A 25,943-nucleotide genomic window follows, 5' to 3' on the forward strand; every position below is an offset into this window, starting at 1 on the left:
CACGTGGTCCGTGAGCCCTGCCACAGGGAGTGGATCGGTACAGCCCTGAGCGATCAACTCCCGTGAGGCCACGTTAGTTCTCACCCGACCAGGGCGAATTCGCAGGTCATCGAATTAATGGAGGACCGACTAACGGTCCGCGGACCATCGCGGTGCCGATCGTGGGCGCGCGGCCGTCGAGGTTGCGAGAACACGACAACCACCCACCCCGGTGGCATGCCCCGAACAGACCAGCCCTCGTCGAGAGATCGCTCCGCCCAGCCTCCGAGCGACAGGAACCCGATCGGCAACTGCGGCTTCAACCTCACACCGCGCACCACCACCCACGCCAGGGGAGGGCCACGCCTCCGCGAGCCCCACCTCCGGCCCATCCCGGCGCACGGCGTCCCGACTCCCCGTTGAGGGGGTGGGCGACATGTCGCCCACCCCCTCAACGGGTGACGAAGCGGCGGCTCGGGTCCGACACCTGGAACTGCTGCTTCGCGAGGTGGACATGTGTGGTCGAGCCACATGGCGGGAAGTCGGAAGATCGTTCCCGGAGCCATGTTCCGAGTGCGCCGCCGTGCTTACCGTGATCCACACCTCGGTCGCGTGGTGCACCGGTCCGCGGCCGCGGAGCACGGGACCGCCTCGGATCCCGTGGGACCACGGACTCCTGGAGGACTGATGACGTCCCACCCCCGACCACCCGTCCGCACGGCCCTGCGCGCAGCAGGGCGCCGAGCCTCGGCTGGAGCCCTCGCGGTCGCGGCCGTGCTGCTCACCGCGCCTCCGGCCCAGGCCGCCGCCACGTTGGAGCCGGTGACCGGCTTCGACAACCCCGGAGCGCTTTCGATGTACGCCTACCGCCCCGCCGACCTCCCCGCGGAGGCGCCGGTCGTGGTCGCCCTGCACGGGTGCACCCAGAACGCGCAGGACTACGCCGACCACTCCGGCCTGACCGAGTTCGCCGACCAGCACGGGTTCCTGCTGGTCTTCGCCGAGCAGTCCACGGCCAACAACGCCAACCGGTGCTTCAACTGGTTCCAGCCCGGCGACATCACCCGCGACCAGGGCGAAGCCGCTTCCCTCCGGAACATGGTCGGCAAGGCGGTGGACGAGCTCGGTGGGGACGGCGAGCGGGTCTACGTGACCGGGCTGTCCGCGGGTGGCGCGATGACCTCGGTCATGCTGGCGGCCTACCCCGACGTCTTCGAGGCCGGCGCGGTCGTGGCCGGGCTGCCCTACCAGTGCGCGACCACCGTCGCCCAGGCCTTCACCTGCATGAACCCCGGTGTCGACAAGTCCCCTGAGGAGTGGGCGGAGCTGGCCCGGTCCGGCCACCCGTCCTGGGACGGTCCGTGGCCGCGCGTCGCGATCTGGCACGGCACCGCGGACACCACCGTCGTCCCGCGCAACGCGGACGAGCTCCGCGACCAGTGGACCGCCGTGCACGGCGTGCCCCACACCCCCACCCGGACCAGCACGCTGCCGCCGAACGACACCGAGCGCGAGGAGTACACGACCGCGGACGGCACCGTCGTCGTGGAGGTCGACCGGGTGCCGGACATGGAGCACGGCACCCCCGTCCACCCCGGTGACGGACCCGAGGACTGCGGTCAGGTCGGGCAGTACTACCCGGACACCATCTGCTCCAGCTACCACGTAACCCGGTTCTTCGGCCTCGACGCGGGGTGAGGGCGGCTCCGGGCCCGGTGCACGAGTGGTGCTGACGGATGTCATGAACCGCGCCGTGCGCGCCCCGCCGGGCCCGGATCGCTGCCAGACTCCTCCCCATGACGACGCTGAGCCTGCCCGAGGAGTTCGTGCTGCTGCTGCACAAGTCCCACGGCTCGTACCACGCGACCTCCGACCACACCGGGGCCGCCGAACTCGGCGAACTGGTGCTCACCGACCGCGTCGGCCTGGACGGCAAGAAGGTGACCGTGCTCGACGCCGAGCCGAGCGGTGTCGGCTGGATCGACGAGGCCGTCGCCCTGCTGACCCGCAAGGCCGGGGCGAAGAACAAGCCGGTGCACGCGACGACCTTCATCCAGCACCGCAGCTCCGCCCGCAAGCAGCACGCCGAGGCGCTCGTCGAGCGCGGCCTCATGCACCGGGAGCGCAAGAAGTTCCTGTTCTTCAAGTACGACCTGCTGACCCCGGACAGCGGCGCGCGTGACGCGCTCATCGCCCGGATCCGGGCGGCCGCGCGCGACGAGGTCGTGCTCGACGAACGCCTCGCGCTGCTGGCCGCGCTGGTGCACGCCACCGGGCTGCACACGCCCCTCGGCTTCGACCGGGCCGAGCGCAGGCGGCTCAAGGAGATCAGCAAGGGCGAGCAGCTGGGCGGGGCGGTCCGCGACGTGATCGCCCAGACCACCGCGATCATCGCCACCACGACCGTCATCGCGGTCGGTGCCGCGAACAGCTGACGGCATCCCGCCACCGGCACGGCAGGCCCGGACAACCGCCACCTGCCGGGCATAGGATCGCGCTCGTGGATCGAGCTGCTGTTGCCAAGACCGTTGACCAGGCGTGGGACGAGGCTGTCCTGCCGAGCCTGTCCGACTTCGTGAGGATCCCGGCGGTCTCGCCGGCCTTCGACGCCGACTGGGAGAGCACCGGGCACCTCGACGCCGCCGTCGAGCACGTGCGGGCGTGGATCGACGGCCGCGGGATCGACGGCGCGCAGGTCGAGGTCGTCCGGTTGCCCGGACGGACCCCGTTGCTGCTGGTGGACGTGCCCGGCTCGGAGGACGCACCGGAGGAGTCGGTGCTCCTCTACGGCCACCTCGACAAGCAGCCGCCGGTCGGCGGCTGGACGGAGGGCCTGGGGCCGTGGACCCCGGTGGTGCGCGACGGCAAGCTCTTCGGCCGCGGCGCCGCCGACGACGGCTACGCCGGGTACGCGGCGGTCACCGCGATCGAGGCGGTCCGCGCGCACGGCGGGTCGCACGCGCGCTGCGTCGTGCTGCTGGAGACCGGTGAGGAGTCCGGCAGCCCCGACCTCCCCGCCTACCTGGAGCACCTGCGCGACCGGCTCGGCGCGGTGTCGCTCGTGGTGTGCCTGGACTCCGGTGCGGGCGACTACCAGCGGATGTGGCTGACGAACTCGCTGCGCGGCATGGTGCAGCTCGAGGTCACCGTCCAGGTCCTGGACTCCGGCCTGCACTCCGGCATCGCCAGCGGCATCGTGCCCAGCTCGTTCCGCGTTCTGCGGCAGCTGCTGGACCGCGTCGAGGACTCCGCGAACGGCGAGGTCCTGCTGCCCGAGCTCAACGTGGAGATCCCGCAGAACCGGATCGCCGAGACCCGCGCGGCCGTCGAGGCCGTGCCCGGCATGGTCCGCGACTCGGTGCCGTGGCCCGAGGGCGTGCGGCCGGTCTCCGACGACGAGGTCGAGCTCGCGCTGAACAACACCTGGCGGCCGACCCTGTCGGTGATCGGCGCCGACGGGTTGCCCAAGCCCGCCGACGCGGGCAACGTCCTGCGCCCGTCGACGACGCTGCAGCTCAGCTTCCGGTTGCCGCCGACCGCCGACCCGCACGCCGCGCTCGAAGCCGTGCAGCGGAGGGTGACCGAGGACGTCCCGCACGGCGCCCGCGTCACCTTCGGGCACTCCGAGGCGGGCCTGGGCTGGAACGCCCCGGACCCGGCCCCGTGGCTGTCGGGCGTGCTGGACACGGCGAGCGAGGAGATCTTCGGAGCGAGCTGGCGGACGATGGGGCTGGGCGGCTCGATCCCGTTCATGGGCCTGCTGCACGAGGCGTACCCGGACGCGCAGTTCGTCGTGACCGGTGCCCTCGGTCCGGACAGCAACGCCCACGTCCCGGACGAGAGCCTCGACCTCGCCTTCGCCGGCAAGATCACCAGCGCGATCGCCTACGTCCTCGACGCCCACGCGAACCGGTGACCGCCACCGCGGCGCACCCCGTCGCGGCCGTGTCCGGCCTGACCCAGCGGCACGGTCGCCGGACGGTGCTGCGCGGCGTCGACCTGGAGGTCCAGGCGACCTCACCTCGCGCAGCGCTCGGGTCGACGTAGAGGCAGTCGCTTCCCCGACCCGTTGCTGCCCAGGACGCCCGACCACCTCGCCCGGGTGGAGCTCCCTCCGCTGCCGCGCGGGGAACCTGTCCGGCACGTAGCCCACGCGCGACGCGGTCCGGACAGCTCCGCCGGACGGCCGGGGACCCCGGCCAGCACTCGCAGCAGGGTGGAGGTAGTCGGGCGAGCGCCCGCTCCTACCTGCGGCACCTCGGCCGGATCAGCGGGCTGACCTGGGCGCGTGCCGACGAGCGGGCGATGCGGTGGCGGGAGCGGATCGCGCTGGCCGGTGGTCCGGAGACACCGCTGCGCGAGCTGTCCCAGGGCAACGCGCAGAAGGTCGGGCTCGCCCAGGCGTGGCTGGCCGAGCCCGACGTGCTGGTGCTCGACGAACCTTGGTCCGGGCTCGACACCGAGACCCGCCCGGTGCTCACCGAGGTCATCGCGGAGGTGGCGGCCGTGGTCGTCACCGACCACCGCCCGGACGGACCTCGTCCGCCACGCGGCCACCCGGGCGCAACGGCCGGCGGACGGACGGCTCGTCGACCTCGGCACGGCGGTCCCGACCTGCTCGATCGTGCTCCACGGCGGACGCGAGGGCGCCTGGTCCGGTCACGACGGCGTTCGTGTGGCCGCTGTAGATCTCGTCGACCTCCGCGCGCCTTAGCGCGGCCAGCAGCGTCTTGCCCAGCGCCAGGGCAGCAAGCCCGAGCGCGTCGAGTCCGGCGGGCCGGTCTACCACGGCTCGGCGTCTGGCACGGCCGGAACGTCGAGCTGGAGGTCGAGCTGCCGCAGCGGGAAGCCGTGCTGGCCGAGGCGATCCGCCTCGGCTGTTCGGTGGTCGCCGTGGAACCGGCTGGGAGGCAACGGTGATCGCGCTGGTCGGCCACCAGCTCGCCGAGCTCGGGCACTCGCAGCGGTACGCGCCGCCGACGCTCGTCCACATCGGACTGCTCGCCGTCTTCCGCACCACCAACCACGGTCCGGTGCTGCCCGCTTACGCGGTGACGGTCGCGTCGACGCTGCTGGTGTCGGCGTGGTTGGTCACCGTGCTGGCCGGGGTTCCCGGTGAGGAGCAGCGGGCGATCACCGCCGCGCACGCGGGCTCGTCCACCCGCGTGCTGATCGGTGCGGTGCTGGCCGTGCTGGTGTGCTCCTCGGCCCTGGGCGCGCTGGGGCGCCGTCGCGCACGGCGCCGACGTCCCGCCGGGCACGCTGGCCCTGGGCCTGCTGGTGCACCTGCTCTGCGCCACCTTCGGCGTCGCCGTGGGCTGCCGTGCTCGGCCCTGGTGGTCCTGCGCCTCGGCGCCACCCTGGCCGCGGCGGTCGTCCTGCTGACGCTGAGGCTGCTGGCGAAGTGGGTCCCCCTCGCGTACCCGCTGCTGCTCGCCCTCAGCACCGGCACCGCCCCCTTCCGCGGTGCTCGTGCAGGCCGCCGGCACGGCGGTGCTGCTGGTCCTGACCACGGCGTTCACCGCGTGGCGTCAGGACTTCGGGATGAGCACCCACAGCACGAGGTAGGCGACGAACTGGGGTCCGGGCAGCAAGCAGGAGAGCAGGAAGAGGATGCGGACGGTGGTGGGCGCCAGGCCGAAGCGCCGCGCCAGGCCGGCGCACACGCCGGCGATCACGGCCTGGTCCTTCGGACGGGACAGGGAGGAATCGTGGTAGGTCGTCATGCCTCCACGATGCGCCTCCCGGGCAGACTCGACCTCGGGGAACGCCCCTGAACCACCCCGGACACGGCCCCGACGCAGCACGGGGCCCGGACCCCCGCTGGGATCCGGGCCCCGAGTCGTGCCGCTCGTCAGCAGGCCGGCTGGTAGGTGCGGCTGGCCAGGACCCGGTCGCCGGAGGTCACCTCGACCGTCGACCGGGTGCCGTTCGGCAGGGCGGTGCTGCCGATGACGAGGCCCTTGCCGCCCACCGAGCCCGAGCCCCTGGTCTCACCGTTGACCTTGACCGCGTAGGCGGTCCGCGGCGCCTCCGGAAGCGCGGTGATGCGGTACTCGACGGACGCGGTGTGCGCCGGGTCGGGGAAGGCCGTCGCGAGCATCGGCACCGCCTCCACCGCCCCGGACATGTCCTGGCACCGGGCCTCACCGAGCTGGACTTGAACCGGAGCCGGAGCGGGTGCCGCTCCGGCCGTCGCGGCTGTCGCCGCGGCGGGGACGGCCACCGCGACTGCGGCGAGGACGAAGGTCAGCGTGCGACCTGGCATGTGCGAAGCACCTCCACGAGAAAGAGCGGATCAGCGCCTCGAAGCTAGAGCGCCCCGGGTGAACGCGAGAGCTCGACGCCCCCAACGGGCGACGCCGGGTACCACGAAACGGTCTCGAGATCCGTCCAGGACCCCGCCGCACGGGTCGTCGACGCCGTCGGCGTGGTCCCCGGGAACCGCCAACGCGGTGCGCACCGCATCGCGCTCGGGGCGCAGCACCTCGCGGACCACCAGCACGCACAGCAGCACGACCAACGCGTCCCGGACCACCACCGCGCCCAGGAACCAACCTTCCGGCAGCCCCTTGTTCGCGCTGCCCAGGTAGTAGTACATGCGCGGGGCCCACACCGCCGCGTCGACGGCCATCCAGGTCAGCAGCAGCCGCCAGCGCGGCAGCGCCAGCACCGCCAGCGGCACCAGCCACAACGAGTACTGCGGGCTCCAGACCTTGTTGGTCAGCAGGAACGCCGCGACCACCAGGAAGCACAGCTGCGCCACCCGCGGCCGGGTCGGTGCGGCCAGCGCGAGCCAACCGATCGCCGCGCAGGCCAGCACGAACAGCCCGAGGCTCACCGCGTTGAGCACCACCGGTGTCGCACCGGGCGGGAGCCCGGCGTCGAAACCGGACCAGCCGGTGAAGTGCACCAGCACGTTGTAGAGCGAGTCCGGGTCGGCGGGCCGTTGGCTGTTGAGGCGGAAGAACTCCCCCCACCCCTGCGGGTAGGCGAGCAGGACCGGCACGTTCACCACCAGCCAGGCCAGCGCCGCGGACATCACCGCCCGCGCGGCGTCGGGCAGCTTCCCCGCGCGCCAGGCCAGCACCAGCAGCGGCCCCAGGAAGAACAGCGGGTACAGCTTGGTCGCCCCGCCGATGCCGATCAGCGCACCGGCGAGCACGGGTCGTCGCCGCGCCCACGCGAGCAGCCCGGCGGTGCCGAGAGCCGTTGCCAGGGCGTCGAAGTTGGTGAAGGCGTGCGCGAAGACCAACGGGGACACCGCGGCCAGGGCGACGTCCCACACGCGCCTGCGGGTGAGCGCGACCAGCGCCCAGATCGTCACCAGCCAGGCGGCGGCCAGCCAGAAGGCGGTGATGTTGAAGTACAGGACGCTGGTGAGCCCGCTGGGGAGCCAGCCGAAAGCGGCCAGCGTCGCCCACCCGTCGGCGGCGCGGGCGTTGATCCACTGGAAGAGCCCGGTCAGCACCGGGTACTCCATGTACCGGACCTGCTCCCCGGGCGTGCCCGCGTTCTCCACCCAGCTCGTCTTGTAGGGGAAGGCGTCGTCCGGCGCGAGGTCTCCCACGCCGTAGCGCGGGATGATGTCCGTGTAGCACATGGCGGTGTACTGCTTGCTGTTCCGCCAGTCGAGCTGCGGCCCGCTACCGGTCTCGTAGGTGACCTGGCAGGGCGCCTTGAACAGCCAGGCCGCGACCAGCGTCACCACCGCCAGCAGCAGGACCACCCGCAGCGGCGTGAAGAACCACTGCCTGCCGACCTGCGCGTGCCTGCCCAACGGCCCGCCGATGACCCGGCTCGCCTTCCGCGCGAGCGGCTCGGTCCAGGTCGGGGCGACCCGGTCGGCCGGGGAGAGGGACGTCCTGTCCACCACCGCCGCGAAAGCGTTCCCCGAAGACGCCGCTGTTTCCCGATCGGCAGGTTCGTTGGTGGACACGCCCGGATGCTACTGGCCCGGAAATGCAGGAGGGGCACCCGCCGGGTCGGCGGGTGCCCCTCCTGAGGCCGGTTCCGGTCAGTTGCCGAAGTCGCGCGTCGGCGCGACGTCACCGGGCTCGCTCGTGGTCGACTCGCACGGCGGCTCGAAGAAGCCACCGCAGTCCCGTCCACCACCGCCGGGCCGCGTGCGACTGGTCGTCGGCTGCTCGGACTGGCTGGGTTCCGAGGTGGGCGGCATGGACGACGTCGGCGGCTCCGAGGACGTCGGAGGCGGCGGCAGCGGGATGTCCTCGAACTGGCCGATGGGGCCGGTCTTCTTGAACTGCTCGACCTTGAGGCCCTTGTGGTAGGAGTTCATGAACTTCTGCCACACCATCGCCGGGTACTTGCCGCCGTAGAAGCTCGTGCCCGAGTTGTCCTCCAGCGGGACGTTGCGGCCGTTCTCGTTGGCCAGCATCGACACCGAGGTGGACAGCTGCGGCGTGGCGCCGATCATCCACGCGGTGGCGTTGTCCTTGGTGTCCAAGTACTGGTGCGTACCCGTCTTGGACATCACCGGCCGGCCGTTCTCCAAGCCCCGCTTGGCGTGGTCGGCCACGTCGAACATCGACGCGATGGTGTTGTAGGCCAGCTTCGCGGCCTCCGACTCCGACTCGTCGTAGAGCGTCTTGACCGGCTCGTTGTGGATCTTGATCGGCGAACCTTCGCGCGGAACGATCTCCTCGACCATGTGCGGCGTGTGCGACTTGCCCTGGTTCGCCAGGGTCGCGTACGCGTTGGCCATGTCGATCGGCTTGACCGGGTACATGCCCAGCGCGATGCCGGACTGGGTCTGACCGTCCGCGTTCTGCAGGGTCTTCGTCCCGCCCTTGCCCGACTTGTACTCCTTCGGGATGCCCGCAGCGTGGGCCGCCTCGGCGACCGCCGGCGGACCGACCCGGGCGGCGATGTTGACGAACACGGTGTTGACCGACTTCGTCATGGCCTCGCGCACGCCACACCTGTTCGGGATGTCGCACTGCACGCCGGGGGCGTTGGCGAAGTCGGTGCCCGCGATCTTCTGCGGGCTGGACCCGTCGTAGAACTCGCCGATGCCCAGGCCCTTGTGCAGACCGGCCAGCACCGCGAACGGCTTGAACGACGAGCCGGGCTCGGTGGGCGCGACCGCCCAGTCGTAGCCACCGACGTCACCGCCACCGCCGTAGTAGGCCTTGACCGCACCCGTCTTGGGCTCGACCGCCACCAGCGAGGTCTTGATGTTGTCCGGCAGCGTGTTCTCGGCCTGGGTGGTGGCGGCGTCGACCGCGGCCTGCTGGGCCTTCGGGTCGATCGTCGTCTTGATCTTGAAGCCCTCGCGGGCCAGCGTGTCCTCGTCGTAGCCGGCTTCTTCCAGCTCGCGGAGGACCTGGTCCTTGATCTTGAACTGGTCCGGCGTCAGCCGGCGGTCGATCCGCCAGTCGCTCTGACCGCGGGTCTCCGGCGGCGCCTGCCAGTTCGCCCGCTCGAACTCGGGCAGGTACCCGTTCTTCACCATCTGGTCCAGCACGTAGTTGAACCGGGTGGTGGCCTGCTCCATGTCCTCGCGGGGGTCGTTGCCCTTCGGGCGCTGCACCATGCCCGCCAGCACCGCGGCCTCCGGCGGCGTGATCTCGCTCGGCTTCTTGCCGAAGTAGGCGTTGGCCGCCGCGGTGATGCCGTTGGCGCCCCGGCCGTAGTAGGCCGTGTTGAGGTACGACAGCAGGATGTCGTCCTTCTCGCGCTCGTTCGTGATCTTGAACGAGAGGACGATCTCCTTGATCTTCCGGATGTAGTCGGGGTCCGACTTGTTCAGCTCCAGGTCCAGCTTGATGAACTGCTGGGTGATCGTCGAACCACCACCGACGCCGGAACCGGTGAACATGAAGAACACCGACCGCGCGATGCCCTGGAAGTCGAAGCCCGGGTTGGTGTAGAAGGACGCGTCCTCCGCGGAGATCGTCGCGTCGCGCAGCGGCTTGGACACCTGGTTGAGTTCGCGCACGACCTCGCGGGAGCCGTCGTCGCTCACCGTCGCCAGCGGCGAGTCGTCCGCGTAGGTGATGGTGATCGGCTGCTTCATGTTGAGCAGCTTCTGCTCGTCCGGCGCTTCCCAGGCGAAGTAGCCGTAGATGAACACCAGCGTCGGGATGATCACGCCCGCAGCCGCGGCCACGTAGCAGGCCCTGCGGATGCGACGCCACATCGCGGCGCGCTTGGCTCGAGCGGCACTCATTTCGTCGTCCGGATCCTCGCTGTCGACCGGGAAACCGGTGGCGCCGACGTCCGCAGCACCACCGCTCGGGTGGTCGCCGAACGAGTCGCTGTCGCCGTAGGGGTCGTCATCGAGATCGTCGGCGTAGTAGTTGTACGTCGCCTGGTCCGAGTGCGTCAGCAGGTTCGGCTCACGGCCGGAACCGGCACCCGCTGCGGCCGCCCCCGCGGCGGCGGCACCACCAGCGGCTGCACCGCCCGCAGCGGCACCACCCGAGGCGGCACCGGCCGGGCGAGCACCGCCGCGGTCCTCGCCCGGTGTTTGCGGGAGGTTCTGCGTGGGCGCCTCACCCGGCGGCGGCGCGGGCCGGCCAGGCGGCTGCTGACCGGCAGGAGGCTGTTGCCCCGCCGGCGGTTGCTGACCACCCGGCGGTTGCTGACCGGCGGGCGGCGGACCCGAGCGACCCGGAGGCGGCGGGGGCGGCTGCGGCGAGTGGCTCGTCGCGTCGTCCTCCCCGTTCAGCCTGCTGCTCAGGGGTGAAGGACTCGAACCGGGCGCGGAGTCGTCGTCGAAGGAGGGTGTCCACGCACCCGTGGTCTCCTCCGGTGATTCGCCACCGGGCCAGTGCGGTTGCTGCCCAGCTCCGTGGCCACCGGGGGCTTGGCCGCCGGGACGTCCCGGCGGGGTCGAGGGCTGCTGGCCACCGGCTCCAGGACGGCCGCCGGACTGATCTCCCGGCCACGCGGGACCACCGCTCGGGGGCGGCGGAGGCCCGCCTGGGGGGCGCTGCGGCGGGGGCGGCGCGGAGCGACCATCGGGGTTCGGATGCCGGGAGTGGCGGCCCTTGGCGTGGTCGTCACGCTCGTCGTTCACGAGTTGGCCTCCAGGACAGGCGTCGGGGCGACGCCAGTGATGCGTTCACGTCGGGGGTGCGCCGCATCGGCGCGTGCGGTCGTGCCGGGTGCACGACCGGTCTCACTCCGATGCAGTCTTGCGTCCGGGTCGGCCGTCGTTCAAGCCGTTGGTCCCGAGAACATAAGACAGCACCAGGTGGTTCCAGTTACATGTGCGGCACACCTCGACGACGTAGACGTTGAACTCCTCGAAAAGGTTGGCCATCCGGTCCAGCTCCTCGGGCTTGCGCGCCGATCCCGACGCGTGCTTGAGGGCGTCACCGAACACCCAGGAGACCTGGGTCAGCTCTTCCTTCCTGCACACCGGGCAGGTGGTGTCGCTGGGCACACCGTGGAACTTCGCCGCCTGCAGCAGGTACGGGTCGGCGTCGCAGACCTCCATCACCCCGACGCGGCCAGCGTGCAACTGCGCGAGCAGCGCCCGGCGCTGCAACGCGTAGTCGACCACTTGCCGTTGGGTCCGCACGTCCACAGGGTACGTGCCGTCCGCGACCGCTCCATGCGCCGTTCAGGGCAGCAGGGACGTCCCCGCTCACGTGCGAGGACGCCGGGACCGTCGAGGGCCTCGACGGAGCGTCCCGATATATCGGCGCGATACACTGCGCCCGGCGATCCGGTCGGCGATGACAGCCGTCATTATTCGCGGCGCATGATGAACGCTGGTAGGAGGTGCAGGTGCTCGAACTCGCGGTGCTCGGGCTGCTGCACGACTCCTCGATGCACGGTTACGAGCTGAGGAAGCAGCTGAACGACACGCTCGGCGTGTTCCGCGCGCTCTCCTGCGGCTCGCTGTACCCGACGCTGCGCAGGCTGTGCCGGGCCGGGTTGATCGAGGAGGAGTCCGACGCGGCGGACCCCAAGGCCTGGGGGCGCCGGGCCCGCCGCGTGTACCGCATCACGCCCGCCGGCGAGCACCGCTTCGCGGAGCTGGTCGCCGACTGCAGCCCCCGCGCCTGCGAGGACAACGCCTTCGGCGTGCACGTGGTGTTCTTCTCCCGCACGCCCGCCGATGCGCGGATGCGCATCCTGCTGGCCCGGCGCCGCCGGGTGGAGGAACGCCAGGAGGGGCTGCGCAGCGCGCTGGCCCGCCCCGAGGAGTGCCTGGACCGCTACACGCGGGAGCTGCACCGGCTGCGGCTGGACCACAGCGAGCGCGAGGTCCGCTGGCTGGACGAGATCATCGAGACCGAACGAGCCGAGCAGGCCGCTGCCTCGGCGCCCGGGCGGCCCGATGCCGGTGGACGCTGAGCCACCGGCTCAACTCAAGCGAGGACACGACAGATGACCAAGAAGGAGGGCCCTGCCATGGGCGGAGATCGTCCCGGTCGCTCGGTGCGAGTGGCGATCGTCGGCGTTGGGAACTGCGCTGCATCCCTGGTGCAGGGCGTGCACCACTACTCCGACGCCGATCCGGACACCAAGGTGCCTGGTCTGATGCACGTCGCCTTCGGCGACTACCACGTCGGTGACGTCGAGTTCGTCGCCGCGTTCGACGTGGACGCCAAGAAGGTGGGCCGGGACCTCTCCGAGGCCATCGTCGCCAGCGAGAACAACACCATCAAGATCGCCGACGTGCCGCCGCTGGGCGTCACCGTGCAGCGCGGGCACACGCACGACGGTCTGGGCCGGTTCTACCGGGAGACCATCGAGGAGTCCGACGAGCAGCCGGTCGACGTGGTGCGGGCGCTGCGCGACGCCGAGGTGGACGTCCTCGTGTCCTACCTGCCGGTGGGCTCGGAGGAGGCCGACAAGTTCTACGCGCAGTGCGCGATCGACGCGGGCGTGGCGTTCGTCAACGCGCTCCCGGTGTTCATCGCCTCGGACCCGGAGTGGGCCGCCAAGTTCACCGAGGCCGGCGTGCCGATCGTCGGCGACGACATCAAGTCGCAGGTCGGCGCCACCATCACGCACCGCGTGCTGGCCAAGCTCTTCGAGGACCGCGGCGTGCACCTGGACCGCACGATGCAGCTCAACGTCGGCGGCAACATGGACTTCCTCAACATGAAGGAGCTCGAGCGCCTGGAGTCGAAGAAGACCTCCAAGACGCAGTCGGTGACCTCGCAGGTCGACCGCGACCTGGGCAAGCGGAACGTGCACATCGGGCCCTCGGACTACGTGCCGTGGCTGGACGACCGCAAGTGGGCCTACATCCGGCTTGAGGGGCGCGCCTTCGGTGACGTGCCGCTGAACCTGGAGTACAAGCTCGAGGTGTGGGACTCGCCGAACTCGGCGGGCATCATCATCGACGCGATCCGCGCGGCGAAGATCGCCAAGGACCGCGGCATCGGCGGGCCGGTCCTGTCGGCCTCGTCCTACTTCATGAAGTCGCCGCCGGAGCAGTACTCCGACTCCGACGCCTACCAGGCCGTCGAGGACTTCATCGCGGGCGACGCGGACCGCTGAACCACCCGGACGCAGAAGAGCGGGGCACTCACCTCACCGTGGGTGCCCCGCCTTGTTCAGCAGGGGTTGTTGGACCCACGCAGCACCTCCCTCCGTGATCCGGCGACCAGGTTCTAGGACCGCACCGTGGCGGTGAGCTGCTGCTCGGCGCGGGCGAGGACCGAGTGCACCGAGGCGAAGCCGTCGGTGGTCACCCAGGAGACCCGCAGGCCGGGGCGGACCCGCTTGCGCCCGACGCGCATCGGCCAGCCGGCGACCTCGCGTGCCTGCGCGGCGATCCGCTCGCCGGTGCCGCTCGGGTGCTCGGCGACCACCGCGAACTCGTCCCCGCCGTAGCGAGCGACGGTGTGCTCGTCGCTCAGCCCTTCGCGCAGCCTCCTGGCCAGCATCGACAGCAGCTCGTCACCGCGCTCGAACCCGTGCGCGGCGTTGAACTCGGCGAGCTGCTGCACGTCGATGAGCACCAGGGTCGACAGCGTTCCCCGCGAGCGGGAGCGGACCAACGACTGCTCCAAGCGGTCCAGCAACAGCACGCGGCCGGGCAGACCGGTCAGCGGGTCGAGCAGGCCGGAGGAGTGCGACACGTCGGTGTGCACCGACTGCAGCAGCACCAGCACGCGCCTGCGCCCCTGCACGGTGACCGCGTGGTAGTCGGCCCAGATGCGGCTCTGCGTGTGACCGCTGATGATGACGAGCGGGATGGACAGAGGACAGCCCGCGCGGAGCACTTGCCCGGCCAGGTCGGCCCAGTCGGGCATGGGAGACCCGGTGTCGTCGCGGAGCTGCCAGTCGTGGGGGCGGGTGCCGGTCAGCAGATCAGCCCGGTCGAGCTGCATCAGGTCTGCGGCCACGTCGTTGGTGGCCAGCACCTGGCCGCGGTCGTCGGTCAGCATCACCCCGACGTTCAGCCCACTGACGAGTTCGTCCCACACCGGCGCCAGTTGGGCTGCAGCCACGTCCAGGACACTCATTCGGCCCCCTCCCTCCCACCAAACGGAGCAGTCCGTTCGAGCCTCCTCTGGAGACGGGGCGATTTTCAAGAGCGAAGCGACCACCCGTAACGGTGGAATCACGCTTCGCGCATAACTCTCCGTCAAGGCATGTGTCACTCCTGCCCCACGCGTCTCCTCGATCACGGCACATTGATCAACCGCGCAGGTGAAACACGATCGGGGAAGCGTCCCGAAACGGAGCGGCGCCTCGGCCGATAAGGAGAGCGTCACGGATGGGAGCGTTGTGCCGGACGACGCCGAGCGCCCGGTGCGACCGCGCCCGTCTCTACCCTTGAGCAGCAGTGGTAGCCGAGAGGATGGTGCATGCCGATGCCCGGAACCGCGGACCTGGGTCCGCTGGCCGAGCGATTGCGTGGTCACAAGTCGTTGCTGGCGGTCATCGCGATCGCCGAGCTGATCGCCGTGGTGGTGGTCTCGACCGTCAACACCCACGACCACATCGACGGCGAGGTGTACCGGCAGGGCGCCCAAGCGCTGCTGGCCGGCCGCGATCTGTACCACAACCTGCCACCGACCGAATCCGGACTGCTGCTGCCGTTCATCTACCCGCCGTTCGCCGCGATCGTGTTCGCGCCGCTGGCGCTGGTGCCCAAGCTGGTCTCGACGGCGGTGATCATGCTGGTCAGCCACATCGCGCTGCTGACCACGCTGTACGTGGTGCTGCGGGAGTCGACGTTCCTGCAGGCGCACCGCGACAAGGTGCTGCTGGTGACGGCCGCCGTGCTGCCGATCGCCACGATCAGCGAGCCGGTGATGGAGACGATCACCTACGCGCAGATCAACATCGTGCTGATGGCCCTGGTGGTCGTGGACTGCCTGTGGCGGGTCGAGGGCACCAAGAAGCTGCCCTACCCGCGCGGCCTGCTCATCGGCATCGCCGCGGGCATCAAGCTCACGCCGCTGGTCTTCCTGCTGCTGCCGCTGCTGCGCCGGGACTTCCGGATGATCGTCGTCTCGCTGCTGACCTTCGTCGGCACCGCGCTGATCGGTCTGCTGGCCACCTTCGACAACGCCCGCCGGTTCTGGCTGGAGGAGGTCTTCGCCAACAGCCACGTCAACTTCGGGCCGAAGTTCACCGGTGACGCCTCGACCTACGCCGGCAACCAGTCGCTGAAGTCGCTGCTGTCGAAGCTGACCACGCCGCACCTCACCGCCGTGCTGGCGGTGCTCGCGCTGCTCGTGCTGGCCCTGGCGGTGCTCGGGATGATCAACGCGATCCGGCAGCGGGACCTGCCGACCGCGGTGGTGATCAACGGCGTCCTGGGGCTGATGCTCTCGCCGATCTCCTGGTCGCACCACTGGGTGTGGGCGATCCCCGGCCTGGTGCTGCTCGCCGGTGCAGCGGTGGTCCGGCGCGACTGGGGGATGCTGCTGCTGACGACGCTGATCGGCGGGTTGTTCATGACGGGCCCGCACTGGAAGATGCCCCAGGGCAAGGGCCTCGAGCTGACCTGGAACTTCTTCGAGCAGTTCGTCGGCAACTCCTACGTCTACTTCGGCGCCGCCTACCTCGTCTACAACGGCTACCTGTGGTGGCGCGAACGCGACCGGACCCCGGTGAACATCCCCCGCGCCGAGGAGCCCGCCGTGAGATGAGGCCCGTTCGAGGGCTCATGGGCAACCCCTCAGCGCTCCGCAAGACGAAGAAGGCCCCCTCCTCGGAGGGGGCCTTCTTCGCGTCCGCGGATCAGATGCGGTTCATGACCACGGTCTGGGCGTCGTCGAAGCGGTGCACCAGGTCGGGGCTGATGGCCGGCATCGGCAGCGTGACGTCCGGGGCGTCGGCCACGGCGGGCAGCTGGGTGCGGGGGCCGACCTTGGTCGGCGCCGGGAGCACGGTGTCCTCCAGCGCGGCGGTGATCCGGCTCGGCGTGGGAGCCGACGCCTGGCCGTTCTGCAGGGCGTTGAGCTCGCCGAATCCCGGCAGCGGCGCGGAGAGGCCGGGGCCGCTGCGCCCGGTGGCGCCGGGAACCTGGGACAGCTCCACCCGCGAGAGACCGTCGAGCAGCGGCACCTCGGTGACCGGGGCCTGTCGCTCACCCGGCACGTCCAGCGGCACGAAGTCGACCGGCGCTGCCGCGGGAGCGGGCGGCTCCGCCAAAGCGGCGGTCAGCACCAGCGGCGGCACGGTGTGCAGGTCGCTGCGCAGACCGCCCACGTCCCCGTCGGTGAGGTCGACAGAGTCGGTGGCCAGCAGACCGCCGGACTCCACCGGCGCCTGCTGGCGGGAGGCCAGCGCGCCCTCGTAGAGCTCCATGATCCCGTTGGCCTGGCCGAAGCCGTCGAAGTAGACGAGGTCGTCGTGCGGGATCACCAGCTCGGCGGTCTGCGGTCCGCCGTCGGTCGCCGTGTCGCGGACGACGTCACCGATCGGAGCGGACCAGCTCAACGAGCGGTGGAAGCCCTCGGACGGGGTGATCGGGGCGGGGCCGTGCGCCGAGCGGCGCAGGTCCAGCGGCGTGGCCTCGGACGGGTCGGCCGCCCAGCCCGCCAGCTTCAGCGGCGACTCCTGGAAGCGCAGCGCCGGGATCTCGCGGGTCAGCTCGTTCGCGGACTCGTCGAGGGCACTGCGCGCCCCCACCACGGGGCTGCCGTGCTGCTCGGTGAACAGGTCGCCGGCCAGGCAACGGCCCAGCGGTGCGGTGTCGTCGAGCGCGGGCGGGTACACCGACTCTCCCAACGGCATCGGACGCTGCTGCTGACAGGCGTCCCCGGCGGAAGCGACCCCCGTGCCGACGGCCAGCATGCCACCAGTGACCAGCGCGGTCTGAACTCCGCGCTTCGCCCAAGTCTGCATGGATCTTCTCCTTAACCAGGCTCCCCGCGTCTCGGGGGAAAATCAACTTCGAGCGCCGCACCGAGACCAGAACTTGATCATGGTCAGGCGGCGGTGGACTCAGATCGCGAAGTACCGGCCCGCGAAGCGCCACGCTGCGCGTCGCGGCCGGTCAGCAGGTCAGTCAGGGGTCGCACCGGGTTGCGGGGCCGGGACGCCGCGCAGCAGTTCGTCGCGGTCGTCCGCGCGCCTGTCCGGCAGCGCACCGTCGGCGCTCGGCGCCGCCGGGTACCAGCCGGGCAGGCCGGTGCCCTGCTGCCCGTCGGCCGTGCTCCCTGCGCACCCGGTCGACGCGGGCGGCGTGGAGTTCCGCTGCGGGAACTCCGGTCCGGAGGTGTCCTCCGGCTCGACCGGCACGGACTGTCCGCTCTTCCGGACGGGGACGTCCGCCTGCGGTGCGGACGGCTCGGAGGCCGGGGAGCGGACGTCCGCGACGGCCACCGCGGCCGGTTGCTGGTCCGGCACGGCGGCGAGTGCTTCGGCCGGTGCCGCCTCCGGGTCTGACCCGTCCGGCGCTGGGGCAGCGGCCTCCTCGTCGAGGTCGCTGGTGACCAGGCGCTCGACGGGTTCGCCGGGCACCAGGGTGAGCGGGTCGATGCCCTCGAGCGGGAACGAAGCGGGGTCGGCCGGGGAGACCCGGTCCCACGCGGCGGCCGGCAGGTCCGCGGCGCCCTCGGTGAGCGCGGCGGCCTCGGACAGCAGCGGAGATCCGGCGAGCACCTCACCGGGTTGAGCGGGTTCCGCCGCCGGCTCGGCCTCCGCGGGCTGGCCGATCAGCAGTGCCGCGGAGGTTCCGGCCACCGCCGTGCCCGCCAGGACCAGGGCACGACCGAGCAACCGCCGTGCGGCGGTCTGCGGCGTGCGGTCGTTGACGGACATGGCGGCGCCAGAACCTCCTCGGCCTGCTGCGACTCCCCCACGGAGCTTCGTCCTCCCTCGCGACCGGAACTCTGTCAAAGCAAGGTCGACTTCCGTAAGCGCAGAGGAATCAGTTCGCCACATCGTGTTACACACTTCGACTTGCCGATCCTCCCGAACCGGACAACCACGACGGCCTGGGCAGCGGCGAAGCAGTCCGACGAGAACCGATGCCTCGGAATCCCGTCCACGCGCATCCCGACCGCGCTGCGACCGCGACCGCCGGACCTCGGAGGACCGGTGATCAGCACCGTCGCCCGGGTGCCTGCGCGGTCGCCCGCCACACCCGGCTCCGCACCCCGTCCACGGGAGTTCCGCACCACCGGCTCCGGGCCCAGAGCACCGCGATGATCGGAGGGCCGAAAACCACGGTGATCCGGTCGACGGCCTGACCACGACCGCCAACCGACGCCCCACACCACGACCTCGGCGGCCCCGCACCCGAAGACTCGGTGATCAGGAAGACGGAACCTGGTGATCCGGTCCGCGCCCCACCGCCGCGAACCGGCGCCCCAGACCAAGCCCGCAGCCGCTCCACACCCGGAGGAACCCGGTGATCAGACGCTCGACCACGGGATGATCGGGGTCCACGTCCGGGTCGACACCGCGAACCGGAAATCCCCGTACGCCACGGCCAGAGAGATCCGGCACCGGAAGAGCCGCGGTCATCAGGAGCCTCGAAACCGCGGTCGTCGGGTGCTCGAACACCGGGTGGTCCGGTCCACGGCTCGGGCGCCTCCGCCATCGACCTCGGCAGCGGTGACTGCAGCCACCGCGGTCGCCGGGCTGCGGCCGGATCACCGCCGGGTGGGGTTTGCGGGCGGTCGGAGGGCGTCGGCCACGCGTCGGGCGGCGCTGCGTTCGGGTTCACGTCAGGGGGCGCTGCGCGCTGCTCCACTCCGAGCCAGCTGCGTGATCAGGCCCCTGGGGCGGTGTCGTGATCAGCTGCACAACCCGAGCATCGTCGGCGGTCGCGGGTCCTGGTGATCGTTGTGATCAGGGCACGGATCACGGTGGTCGTCGGGTTACCGCCAGGCGGGTGCGGGTAGCTGCGCGTTGTGCAGATGCGAGTTGATGATCGGCGATACGGTGACGGGGTGAGCGAGCTGAAGATCAGCGAACCGGAGGACGCTTCGACGTCGATCCCCCGGGCATTGCGGGTTTCCGCGGCGGTGAGCTGGCGAATGCTGGTGATCGCCGCCGCCCTGTACGTGACGGGCATGATCATCATTCGGATCTACGTGGTCGTGATCCCGGTGGCGATCGCCCTGCTGCTGGCAGCGCTGCTCGCGCCGGTGGTGTCCTGGCTGGCGCGGCGCAACGTTCCCCGAGCGCTGGCGACGGCAGCGGTGCTGATCGGCGGCCTCGCGGTGGTCGGCGGGGTGCTGACCTTCGTCGTCAACGCCTTCATCAACGGCTTCCCCGACCTGCAGCGCCAGGTCGTGGCCAGCCTCGAGGCGATGCGCCAGTGGCTGGCGGTCTCGCCGCTGCACCTCAACGACGACCAGATCGCCCGCTACATCGAGCAGGCGCGCGAGTGGCTGCAGGCCAACCAGGCGGTGCTGACCAGCGGTGCGCTGTCCACCGCGAGCACCTTCGGCAACGTGCTGACCGGCATCGTGCTCGCCCTGTTCACCCTCATCTACTTCCTCTACGACGGCCGCCGCGTGTGGCTGTTCGTGATCCGGATGGCGCCGCAGCAGGTGCGCGACAAGGTCGACCGCGCGGGCGTCGCCGGCTTCACCTCGCTGGTCGGTTTCGTGCGCGCGACCGCGCTGGTCGCCGTGGTCGACGCGCTCGGCATCGGGCTCGGCCTGAGCATCCTGGGCGTTCCGCTGGCGATCCCACTGGCCGCGCTGGTGTTCCTCGGTGGTTTCGTGCCGATCGTCGGTGCGGTCGCCTCGGGCGCGGTCGCCGTCCTGGTCGCCCTGGTGACCAAGGGCTGGGTCGTGGCGCTCATCGTGGTCGGGATCGTGCTCGCGGTGCAGCAGCTGGAGGGCAACGTGCTGCAGCCGCTGATCCTGGGGCGCGCGGTGAAGATCCACGCGCTGGGAGTGGTGCTGGCGATCAGCATCGGCGTCGTCGTCAACGGCATCGTCGGCGGACTCCTGGCGATCCCGATCGTCGCGGTGCTCAACTCCGCGATCCGCGCGCTGGTCGCGGTCGAGGAGGAGTCCCCCGACGGCACCGCCGTCCCCGATGAGGTAGCCGAAGCCGACGAACCCGAGCCGGAGGAGACCGAGCCGGACGAGCCCGGCGAGGAGCAGAAGAAGGACTGAGCACGAGCGGACAGGCCGCGGCGGGAGTCACCCGCCGCGGCCTTCTGCTGCGCCAGCCGCCCGCCGGAACATCCCCGCAGGAGCTTGTCCAGGGAAACGAGCGGAACCGCCGCCACTCGGGCCCGCACAGCGCAGCTCCCGTCGAACTTCGCGCGAAGTTCGAGGGCTGAAGATCCCGGTCGAACCTCGCGCGAAGTTCGACGGGGGTACTCGGCTCGCCCGGCACCGCTGCAGGTGTTGAGCGGCTGCGCGGCGAGTGCGCCCGGAGCCGGGTCGACATGGCTCGACGAGCGGGGCGCGGAGTCCGCGGAGCCGCTCCGGTCCTGCCATCGGCGCTCCACCAGGGTGGCCACCACCCGGTGGCCGCCCGCAACGCGACTCAGGGGTTTCAGGCGACCGTGACGGCGTTGCGGCCTGCTGCCTTGGCGGCGAGCATCGCCGCGTCGGCGGCGACCAGGAGGTCGGTCAGCTCGTAGTCGAACCTGCCGGTGGTCGCCACGCCGATGCTCACGGTGAGCCCGGTGAGCTCGCGCTGCTCGCCGCGGATGTCGCGGGTGGCCACCGACAGGCCCGCCGTGGCCATCCGGATCCGGTCGGCGACGCGGTAGGCGGTGTCGCACTGGGTCCCCGGCAGTAGCACCACGAACTCCTCACCGCCGAAGCGGCCCGGCATGTCCTCGCGACGCACGTTGTCCTGCAGCATCCGCGCGAAGGCGGACAGCACCACATCACCGGCAAGGTGGCCGAGCTCGTCGTTGACCCGCTTGAAGTTGTCGAGGTCGAGCAGCAGCACCGCGACCGGCTGCTGCCGCTGCCGCGCACGCATCAGCTCCCACCGCGCTCGACGTTCCCAGTGCGTGGAGTTGGCCAGGCCGGTCTTGCCGTCGTGCTGGGCGGTCCGCCGCCACTGCGGCAGCTGGCTGGCGAGGTCCAGCAGCACCATCGGCGGCCCGGCGAGCAGCGCGGCGAACGGCACCGCCGTCATCGCCACCGCCAGCAGACCTCCGAGGCTCGCGCCGACGATGCCCAGCAGCACGTCGATCGGCTCGCCCAGGACCGCGACGCGCGGCGCTTCCGGGGTCCGCAACCGGATCCCGCCCGCGACCACCGCGGCGCGCACCACCAGCAGCACGACGCCGACGGTGAAGAAGCCGACCGAGGTCCACACCGGCTCCCCCCACCCGATGACCAGTCGCGCGGCGAACGTGGCGACGGTCGTGGCCGCGGTGGTGAACAGCCAGCGGTGGGTCTCCGGACGATCGTGCAGGACCGCGTGCAGCGCGGGCCCGAGCAGCAGCAGGACCAGCAAGTTCGTTGGCAGCAGCAGGATCCCGGCCGCGAGGTAGACGATGTGCATCGTCCACGGGTTGCGCCGGACCTGCCTCCGGAGGTTGATCGACACGGAGGTGACCACGATGGTCGCGCCGGCGGTCACGGCGATCGCGGCGAAGTTGAGCAGGTCGTCCGGACCAGGTCGTCGGCCGGTCACGAAGACCAGCACCACGAGCGCCAGCGCCAACGCTTGCACCAGCAGGACGTAACCGATCGCAGCAGGACGCATCCGCCACAACGACCAACACCCCATCGCTCACCTCCCGCGGGGAGCCTGGCACAGCGAATCCGCCCCACGAAGCACAACGTGAAAACGAGAACGGCGTTTCGCCCGGAAAGCCCCTATCCGGGCGTGGAGCCTCGGCGGAAGGGAGCAGCGGCGGAGATCGCTTCCCGCGCTGCGCGATTCCGGAACGGCCTGCTCGTGCGGCAGGATGGTCGGTCGGGAGGAATGCGCAGTGACCGGTTCGCAAGCACCGTCGCCACCGCCCCAGGTGGCTGACGGCCGCACTCCGCTGTGGCGGGGGCACAACGTCTTTCGCGTCGTGACGTTCCTCTACGCCGCGTTCTGGTTCTTCATGTCCTACCCGTCCTACGAGCGGCCGTGGCTGGCGGCGATCTGCTTCTGCGGCATGGCCGTGTGGACGGTGTTCACCGTCTGGCGCTACTGGACCCGCGCCGGGCGCACGAACCGGCTGGTGGCCGCGGACGTCGTCGTGGTGAACGGGCTGTTCCTGCTCAACGAGTTCATCCTGACCGAGGCGCAGATGGGCTCGCCGGACCCGTCGGTGGTGACGGTCTGGCACTCCACCGGCGTCACCGCGGCGGCCGTGCAGTGGGGCGTGAAGGGCGGGCTCACCGCCGGCGTCGTCGCCGCCGCGGCCAACCTGCTGGTGCGCGGGCGCACCGGGTCCGACATGGCGCTGGACACGCTGCTGCTGGTCGGCGTGGGTCTGGTGATCGGGCTGAACTCCGACACCGCGCGCCGCTCCACCGAACGGCTCGCGCAGGCGCTGCGCGCGGAAGCCGCCACGGCCGAGCGGGAACGGCTCGCGCGCTCGATCCACGACAGCGTGCTGCAGGTGCTGGCCCGCGTCCGCCGGCGGGGCTCGGAGCTCGGCGGTGAGGCGGCCGAGCTCGCGGAGCTGGCGGGGGAGCAGGAGATCAAGCTGCGCTCGCTGATCGCCACCAAACCGGAGACCACGGAGGACGGGGAGACCGACCTGGCGGCACGGCTGCAGGTGCTGCGCTCGGGCCGGGTGCACGTGTCGGTGCCGGGCAACCCGGTGCGGCTGTCCGAGCAGCTCAGCTCGGCGCTCGCGGCCGTGGTCCGGGAGGCGCTGGCCAACGTGGACAAGCACGCGGGTGAGAAGGCCCAGGCGTGGGTGCTGCTCGAGGAGCTGCCGGACGAGGTCGTGCTCAGCGTCCGCGACGACGGGCCGGGCATCCCCGCGGGGCGGCTGGACGAGGCCGCCGCCGAAGGCCGGATGGGGATCGCGAAGTCCATTCGGGGACGCGTCGCCGAGCTGGGTGGGAAGATCGAACTCGACACCGCACCGGGTGAGGGCACCGAGTGGGAGGTGCGGGTTCCGCGCGTGCGAGAGCCGAAGCGCCGCAGAGGAGGAGAGCGATGAGCGAACCGCCGGTCACCGTGATGGTCGTCGACGACCACCCGATGTGGCGGGATGGCGTCGCGCGCGACCTGGGCGAGCGTGGCTTCGAGGTCCGCGCCACTGCGGGCGATGCCGGGTCGGCCCTGCGCATCGCGCAGGCCGTGAAGCCGGACGTGGTGCTGATGGACCTCAACCTCGGCGACTCCTCGGGCGTGCAGGCGACGCTGCAGATCACCCAGGAGATCCCGGGGACGCGGGTGCTGGTGCTGTCGGCCAGCGGTGAGCACGCCGACGTGTTGGAGGCGGTCAAGGCGGGCGCCTCGGGTTACCTGGTCAAGTCGGCGTCGGCGGAGGAGCTGGTGGACGCCGTCCAGCGCACCGCCGCGGGGGACGCGGTGTTCACCGCGGGCCTGGCCGGTCTGGTGCTCGGCGAGTACCGCCGGATGGCGGTGACGCCGGACTCCGAGCACCAGGCCCCGCAGCTGACCGAGCGCGAGACCGAGGTGCTGCGGCTGGTCGCCAAGGGCATGACCGCGCGCCAGATCGCGAACAAGCTGGTGATCTCCCACCGCACGGTGGAGAACCACGTCCAGTCCACGCTGCGCAAGCTCCAGCTGCACAACCGCGTCGAGCTCGCCCGCTACGCCATCGAGCACGGCCTCGACCAGGACGGGGAGGCCGAGGAGCAGGCCTGACCTGGCCCTTGCCCCCGTCCTCAGGACAGCGTCGTCTTGGTGGTCTGCCGAGCCGCGGCTGCGCTCGGGGCGTCGAGGGCGGCTTCGGCGGCCTTGCGGAAGGTCGCGTGCGGGTGCTGCGCGAGCGCGGCACCGACGGCGCGGACGGCCGAGGCGTTCATCGACAGGCTCGTCACGCCCAGCCCGGCCAGCACACCGGCCAGGTGCGGGTCGGAGGCCGCTTCGCCGCAGACACCTACCGGTTTGTCGACTTGTCGTCCCGCCTGACCGACCATCGCGATGAGCCGCAGCAGCGCCGGCTGCCACGGGTCGTTGAGGCCCGCGAGCGCGCCCGCCATCCGGTCCGCGGCGAAGACGTACTGGGCCAGGTCGTTCGTGCCGAGGCTGACGAAGTCCACGGCCTGCAGGATCTCGGCGGCCGACAGCGCGGCGGCCGGGACCTCGATCATCACGCCGACCCGGTCGATGCCGCCCGCGCGAGCGCGTTCGGCGAACCACGCGGCTTCCTCGGCGGTGGCGACCATCGGCGCCATCACCGACACCTCCGCCCCGGAGTCCTGGGCCGCGCCTGCGATCGCCTCGAGCTGCCTGTCCAGCAGGTCGGGCTGGTCGAAGACGACCCGCAGGCCGCGCACGCCCAGCGCCGGGTTCGGTTCGACCCCCATGTCGAGGAACGCCAGCGGCTTGTCGGCCCCGGCGTCGAGGGTCCGCACGACCACCGGCTTGCCCGCGAAGGGCCGGAGCACCTCCGCGTAGGCGGAGCGCTGGGTGGCGACGTCCGGCTCGGTGTCGGCGCCGAGGTAGCAGAACTCGGTGCGGAACAGGCCGACGCCTTGCGCACCTGCTTCGACGGCGGTGGCCGAGTCGGTCGCGGAGCCGACGTTGGCGAGGACCTTGACCGGCACGCCGTCGGCGGTCTGCCCGACGCCGTCCCAGTCGAGGTGCTCGGGGTGCTCGGCGACGCGCACGGTCACGTCGTCGGAGAGCTCGACGTCACCTCCGTCGCCGTCGACGGTGGCGCCGGCGCCGGCCGCGTCGAGCACACCGCGGACCGCGACGACGGCCGGGATGCCCAGCGCGCGGGCGAGGATCGCGGTGTGGCTGGTGGGCCCGCCCTCCTCGGTGACCAGCGCCAGCACCAGCTGCGGATCGAGGTCGGCGGTGTCGGCGGGCGCGAGGTCGCGCGCCACGAGCACGCTCGGCGTGGCCAGCTCGGGAACGCCGGGCGGGGTGACGCCCTCGATCTCGGCGATGATCCGGTCCCGGACGTCGTGCACGTCGCGCGCGCGTTCGGCCATGTAGCCCCCGGCGGCGCGCAGCGAGTCGGCGAAGCCGTTGGCAGCCTCGTGGACCGCGCGGGCGGCGGGCAGCGAGCGGGTGGCGACGAACTGCTCGGCCTGCGAGATCAAGGCCGGGTCCATGGCCATGGCGGCGGTGGTCTCGAGCACGGCCTTGGCGTCACCGCCGACCTTGGCGGCGCGCTGGAAGAGCCCTTCGGCGACGGTGTCGGCGGCAGGGCGGATGCGCGCGGCCTCGGCGACCAGGTCGTCCGGGGCGGGCGTGGCGGCGGGCTCGGGCAGCGGGTCGGCGACCCGGACGATGGGCCCGGAGGCCCGGCCGGAGCTGACTCCGACACCGGTCAAACGCGACATGGTCTAGACCATACCTTCCCGAATTGCTCAGCAGAACCGCGCGGCGCGGGTACGACACGCACCACACGCCCCGCTTCGAGGACCAGCGTAGGGACGCGGTCCCCATTTGGCTTGATCGTGTGAGATGACGAGCACGCA

The 25,943-nt window shown here is 71.4% G+C and carries 21 protein-coding genes and 1 pseudogene; 11 read left to right on the top strand and 11 right to left on the bottom strand.

Annotated elements, in window-relative coordinates; translation table 11 throughout:
• Positions 1 to 666 precede the first annotated feature (666 nt).
• The 5 genes and pseudogenes from EIL87_RS22190 to EIL87_RS27860 form a co-directional block, all read left to right on the top strand.
• Positions 667 to 1,677: an extracellular catalytic domain type 1 short-chain-length polyhydroxyalkanoate depolymerase gene (locus EIL87_RS22190; RefSeq protein WP_125092524.1), complete on the top strand. Its 1,011-nt coding sequence runs from the start codon at positions 667 to 669 to the stop codon at positions 1,675 to 1,677.
• A 98-nt stretch (positions 1,678 to 1,775) separates the two neighbouring features.
• The gene (locus EIL87_RS22195; RefSeq protein ID WP_125092525.1) at positions 1,776 to 2,414 is read left to right on the top strand and encodes a GOLPH3/VPS74 family protein; all 639 of its coding nucleotides are present in this window, start codon (positions 1,776 to 1,778) and stop codon (positions 2,412 to 2,414) included.
• A 56-nt stretch (positions 2,415 to 2,470) separates the two neighbouring features.
• A complete protein-coding gene (locus EIL87_RS22200) occupies positions 2,471 to 3,895 on the top strand; it encodes a M20/M25/M40 family metallo-hydrolase (protein ID WP_199740565.1) in 1,425 nt (474 codons plus the stop codon).
• Positions 3,892 to 4,026, top strand: coding sequence for a hypothetical protein (locus EIL87_RS27765; RefSeq protein ID WP_267898871.1), 135 nt, complete (start codon positions 3,892 to 3,894; stop codon positions 4,024 to 4,026). The genes EIL87_RS22200 and EIL87_RS27765 overlap by 4 nt, the downstream gene beginning before the upstream one ends.
• 228 nt (positions 4,027 to 4,254) lie before the next feature.
• Positions 4,255 to 4,365: pseudogene (locus tag EIL87_RS27860) on the top strand (ABC transporter ATP-binding protein); the annotation flags it as partial.
• A 127-nt stretch (positions 4,366 to 4,492) separates the two neighbouring features.
• On the opposite strand, the gene EIL87_RS27580 reads toward EIL87_RS27860, so the two are convergent.
• The 6 genes from EIL87_RS27580 to EIL87_RS22240 all read right to left on the bottom strand — a co-directional run bounded on the left by EIL87_RS27580 (position 4,493) and on the right by EIL87_RS22240 (position 11,530).
• Entirely contained in the window at positions 4,493 to 4,768 is a 276-nt protein-coding gene (locus EIL87_RS27580; RefSeq protein ID WP_233576482.1) for a hypothetical protein, read from the bottom strand.
• A 742-nt stretch (positions 4,769 to 5,510) separates the two neighbouring features.
• On the bottom strand, positions 5,511 to 5,705 hold the full coding sequence (locus EIL87_RS22215; protein WP_125092528.1) for a PspC domain-containing protein: 195 nt from the start codon (positions 5,703 to 5,705) through the stop codon (positions 5,511 to 5,513).
• A gap of 128 nt (positions 5,706 to 5,833) precedes the next feature.
• The gene (locus tag EIL87_RS22220; RefSeq protein ID WP_125092529.1) at positions 5,834 to 6,247 is read right to left on the bottom strand and encodes a hypothetical protein; all 414 of its coding nucleotides are present in this window, start codon (positions 6,245 to 6,247) and stop codon (positions 5,834 to 5,836) included.
• Between the two features lie 30 nt (positions 6,248 to 6,277).
• Positions 6,278 to 7,918, bottom strand: coding sequence for a glycosyltransferase family 87 protein (locus EIL87_RS22225; protein ID WP_407690567.1), 1,641 nt, complete (start codon positions 7,916 to 7,918; stop codon positions 6,278 to 6,280).
• Between the two features lie 78 nt (positions 7,919 to 7,996).
• Positions 7,997 to 11,023: a transglycosylase domain-containing protein gene (locus tag EIL87_RS22230; protein ID WP_158628687.1), complete on the bottom strand. Its 3,027-nt coding sequence runs from the start codon at positions 11,021 to 11,023 to the stop codon at positions 7,997 to 7,999.
• 102 nt (positions 11,024 to 11,125) lie between these two features.
• Positions 11,126 to 11,530, bottom strand: coding sequence for a DUF5318 domain-containing protein (locus EIL87_RS22240; RefSeq protein ID WP_199740556.1), 405 nt, complete (start codon positions 11,528 to 11,530; stop codon positions 11,126 to 11,128).
• A 209-nt stretch (positions 11,531 to 11,739) separates the two neighbouring features.
• Here EIL87_RS22240 and EIL87_RS22245 point away from each other — a divergent pair, with 209 nt between their 5' ends.
• Both EIL87_RS22245 and EIL87_RS22250 read left to right on the top strand, forming a co-directional pair.
• Positions 11,740 to 12,312 (top strand): PadR family transcriptional regulator, encoded by a 573-nt coding sequence (locus tag EIL87_RS22245; protein ID WP_125092533.1) that lies wholly within the window; start codon positions 11,740 to 11,742, stop codon positions 12,310 to 12,312.
• A 33-nt stretch (positions 12,313 to 12,345) separates the two neighbouring features.
• The gene (locus tag EIL87_RS22250) at positions 12,346 to 13,467 is read left to right on the top strand and encodes an inositol-3-phosphate synthase (protein WP_407690568.1); all 1,122 of its coding nucleotides are present in this window, start codon (positions 12,346 to 12,348) and stop codon (positions 13,465 to 13,467) included.
• Between the two features lie 113 nt (positions 13,468 to 13,580).
• Here EIL87_RS22250 and EIL87_RS22255 read toward each other — a convergent pair whose 3' ends face one another.
• Complete coding sequence (locus EIL87_RS22255; RefSeq protein WP_125092534.1) at positions 13,581 to 14,438, bottom strand: GGDEF domain-containing protein; 858 nt, start codon at positions 14,436 to 14,438, stop codon at positions 13,581 to 13,583.
• Positions 14,439 to 14,783: 345 nt separating this feature from the next.
• Here EIL87_RS22255 and EIL87_RS22260 point away from each other — a divergent pair, with 345 nt between their 5' ends.
• Positions 14,784 to 16,076 carry a glycosyltransferase 87 family protein gene (locus EIL87_RS22260; RefSeq protein WP_125092535.1) on the top strand — a complete coding sequence of 431 codons (1,293 nt, stop codon included), beginning with the start codon at positions 14,784 to 14,786 and terminating at the stop codon, positions 16,074 to 16,076.
• 91 nt (positions 16,077 to 16,167) lie between these two features.
• Here the strand turns inward: EIL87_RS22260 and EIL87_RS22265 are convergent, their stop codons facing one another.
• Both EIL87_RS22265 and EIL87_RS22270 read right to left on the bottom strand, forming a co-directional pair.
• Positions 16,168 to 17,277: a hypothetical protein gene (locus tag EIL87_RS22265; RefSeq protein WP_125092536.1), complete on the bottom strand. Its 1,110-nt coding sequence runs from the start codon at positions 17,275 to 17,277 to the stop codon at positions 16,168 to 16,170.
• A gap of 159 nt (positions 17,278 to 17,436) precedes the next feature.
• On the bottom strand, positions 17,437 to 18,195 hold the full coding sequence (locus EIL87_RS22270) for a hypothetical protein (RefSeq protein ID WP_125092537.1): 759 nt from the start codon (positions 18,193 to 18,195) through the stop codon (positions 17,437 to 17,439).
• Between the two features lie 1,136 nt (positions 18,196 to 19,331).
• On the opposite strand from EIL87_RS22270, the gene EIL87_RS22275 reads away from it, so the two are divergent.
• Entirely contained in the window at positions 19,332 to 20,513 is a 1,182-nt protein-coding gene (locus EIL87_RS22275) for an AI-2E family transporter (protein WP_125092538.1), read from the top strand.
• A 388-nt stretch (positions 20,514 to 20,901) separates the two neighbouring features.
• Here the strand turns inward: EIL87_RS22275 and EIL87_RS22280 are convergent, their stop codons facing one another.
• A complete protein-coding gene (locus tag EIL87_RS22280; RefSeq protein ID WP_125092539.1) occupies positions 20,902 to 22,098 on the bottom strand; it encodes a GGDEF domain-containing protein in 1,197 nt (398 codons plus the stop codon).
• A 205-nt stretch (positions 22,099 to 22,303) separates the two neighbouring features.
• Here EIL87_RS22280 and macS point away from each other — a divergent pair, with 205 nt between their 5' ends.
• Positions 22,304 to 23,479 carry a MacS family sensor histidine kinase gene (gene macS / locus EIL87_RS22285; RefSeq protein ID WP_233576483.1) on the top strand — a complete coding sequence of 392 codons (1,176 nt, stop codon included), beginning with the start codon at positions 22,304 to 22,306 and terminating at the stop codon, positions 23,477 to 23,479.
• Complete coding sequence (locus EIL87_RS22290) at positions 23,476 to 24,153, top strand: response regulator (protein ID WP_125092541.1); 678 nt, start codon at positions 23,476 to 23,478, stop codon at positions 24,151 to 24,153. The genes macS and EIL87_RS22290 overlap by 4 nt, the downstream gene beginning before the upstream one ends.
• A 20-nt stretch (positions 24,154 to 24,173) precedes the next feature.
• On the opposite strand, the gene ptsP is transcribed toward EIL87_RS22290, so the two are convergent.
• The gene (gene ptsP, locus EIL87_RS22295) at positions 24,174 to 25,805 is read right to left on the bottom strand and encodes a phosphoenolpyruvate--protein phosphotransferase (RefSeq protein WP_125092542.1); all 1,632 of its coding nucleotides are present in this window, start codon (positions 25,803 to 25,805) and stop codon (positions 24,174 to 24,176) included.
• Between the last annotated feature and the right edge of the window lie 138 nt (positions 25,806 to 25,943).

The sequence above is a fragment of the Saccharopolyspora rhizosphaerae genome, assembly GCF_003931915.1.
GTDB classification, from domain to species: Bacteria; Actinomycetota; Actinomycetes; order Mycobacteriales; family Pseudonocardiaceae; genus Saccharopolyspora; species Saccharopolyspora rhizosphaerae.

Bases quoted from the DNA above. Each gene is read 5' to 3' on its own strand.
- EIL87_RS22190 (WP_125092524.1), top strand. From the start codon at position 667: ATGACGTCCCACCCCCGACCACCCGTCCGCACGGCCCTGCGCGCAGCA.
- EIL87_RS22195 (WP_125092525.1), top strand. From the start codon at position 1,776: ATGACGACGCTGAGCCTGCCCGAGGAGTTCGTGCTGCTGCTGCACAAG.
- EIL87_RS22215 (WP_125092528.1), bottom strand. From the start codon at position 5,705: ATGACGACCTACCACGATTCCTCCCTGTCCCGTCCGAAGGACCAGGCC.
- EIL87_RS22220 (WP_125092529.1), bottom strand. From the start codon at position 6,247: ATGCCAGGTCGCACGCTGACCTTCGTCCTCGCCGCAGTCGCGGTGGCC.
- EIL87_RS22250 (WP_407690568.1), top strand. From the start codon at position 12,346: ATGACCAAGAAGGAGGGCCCTGCCATGGGCGGAGATCGTCCCGGTCGC.
- EIL87_RS22255 (WP_125092534.1), bottom strand. From the start codon at position 14,438: ATGAGTGTCCTGGACGTGGCTGCAGCCCAACTGGCGCCGGTGTGGGAC.
- EIL87_RS22260 (WP_125092535.1), top strand. From the start codon at position 14,784: ATGCCGATGCCCGGAACCGCGGACCTGGGTCCGCTGGCCGAGCGATTG.
- EIL87_RS22265 (WP_125092536.1), bottom strand. From the start codon at position 17,277: ATGCAGACTTGGGCGAAGCGCGGAGTTCAGACCGCGCTGGTCACTGGT.
- EIL87_RS22270 (WP_125092537.1), bottom strand. From the start codon at position 18,195: ATGTCCGTCAACGACCGCACGCCGCAGACCGCCGCACGGCGGTTGCTC.
- EIL87_RS22280 (WP_125092539.1), bottom strand. From the start codon at position 22,098: ATGGGGTGTTGGTCGTTGTGGCGGATGCGTCCTGCTGCGATCGGTTAC.
- EIL87_RS22290 (WP_125092541.1), top strand. From the start codon at position 23,476: ATGAGCGAACCGCCGGTCACCGTGATGGTCGTCGACGACCACCCGATG.
- ptsP (WP_125092542.1), bottom strand. From the start codon at position 25,805: ATGTCGCGTTTGACCGGTGTCGGAGTCAGCTCCGGCCGGGCCTCCGGG.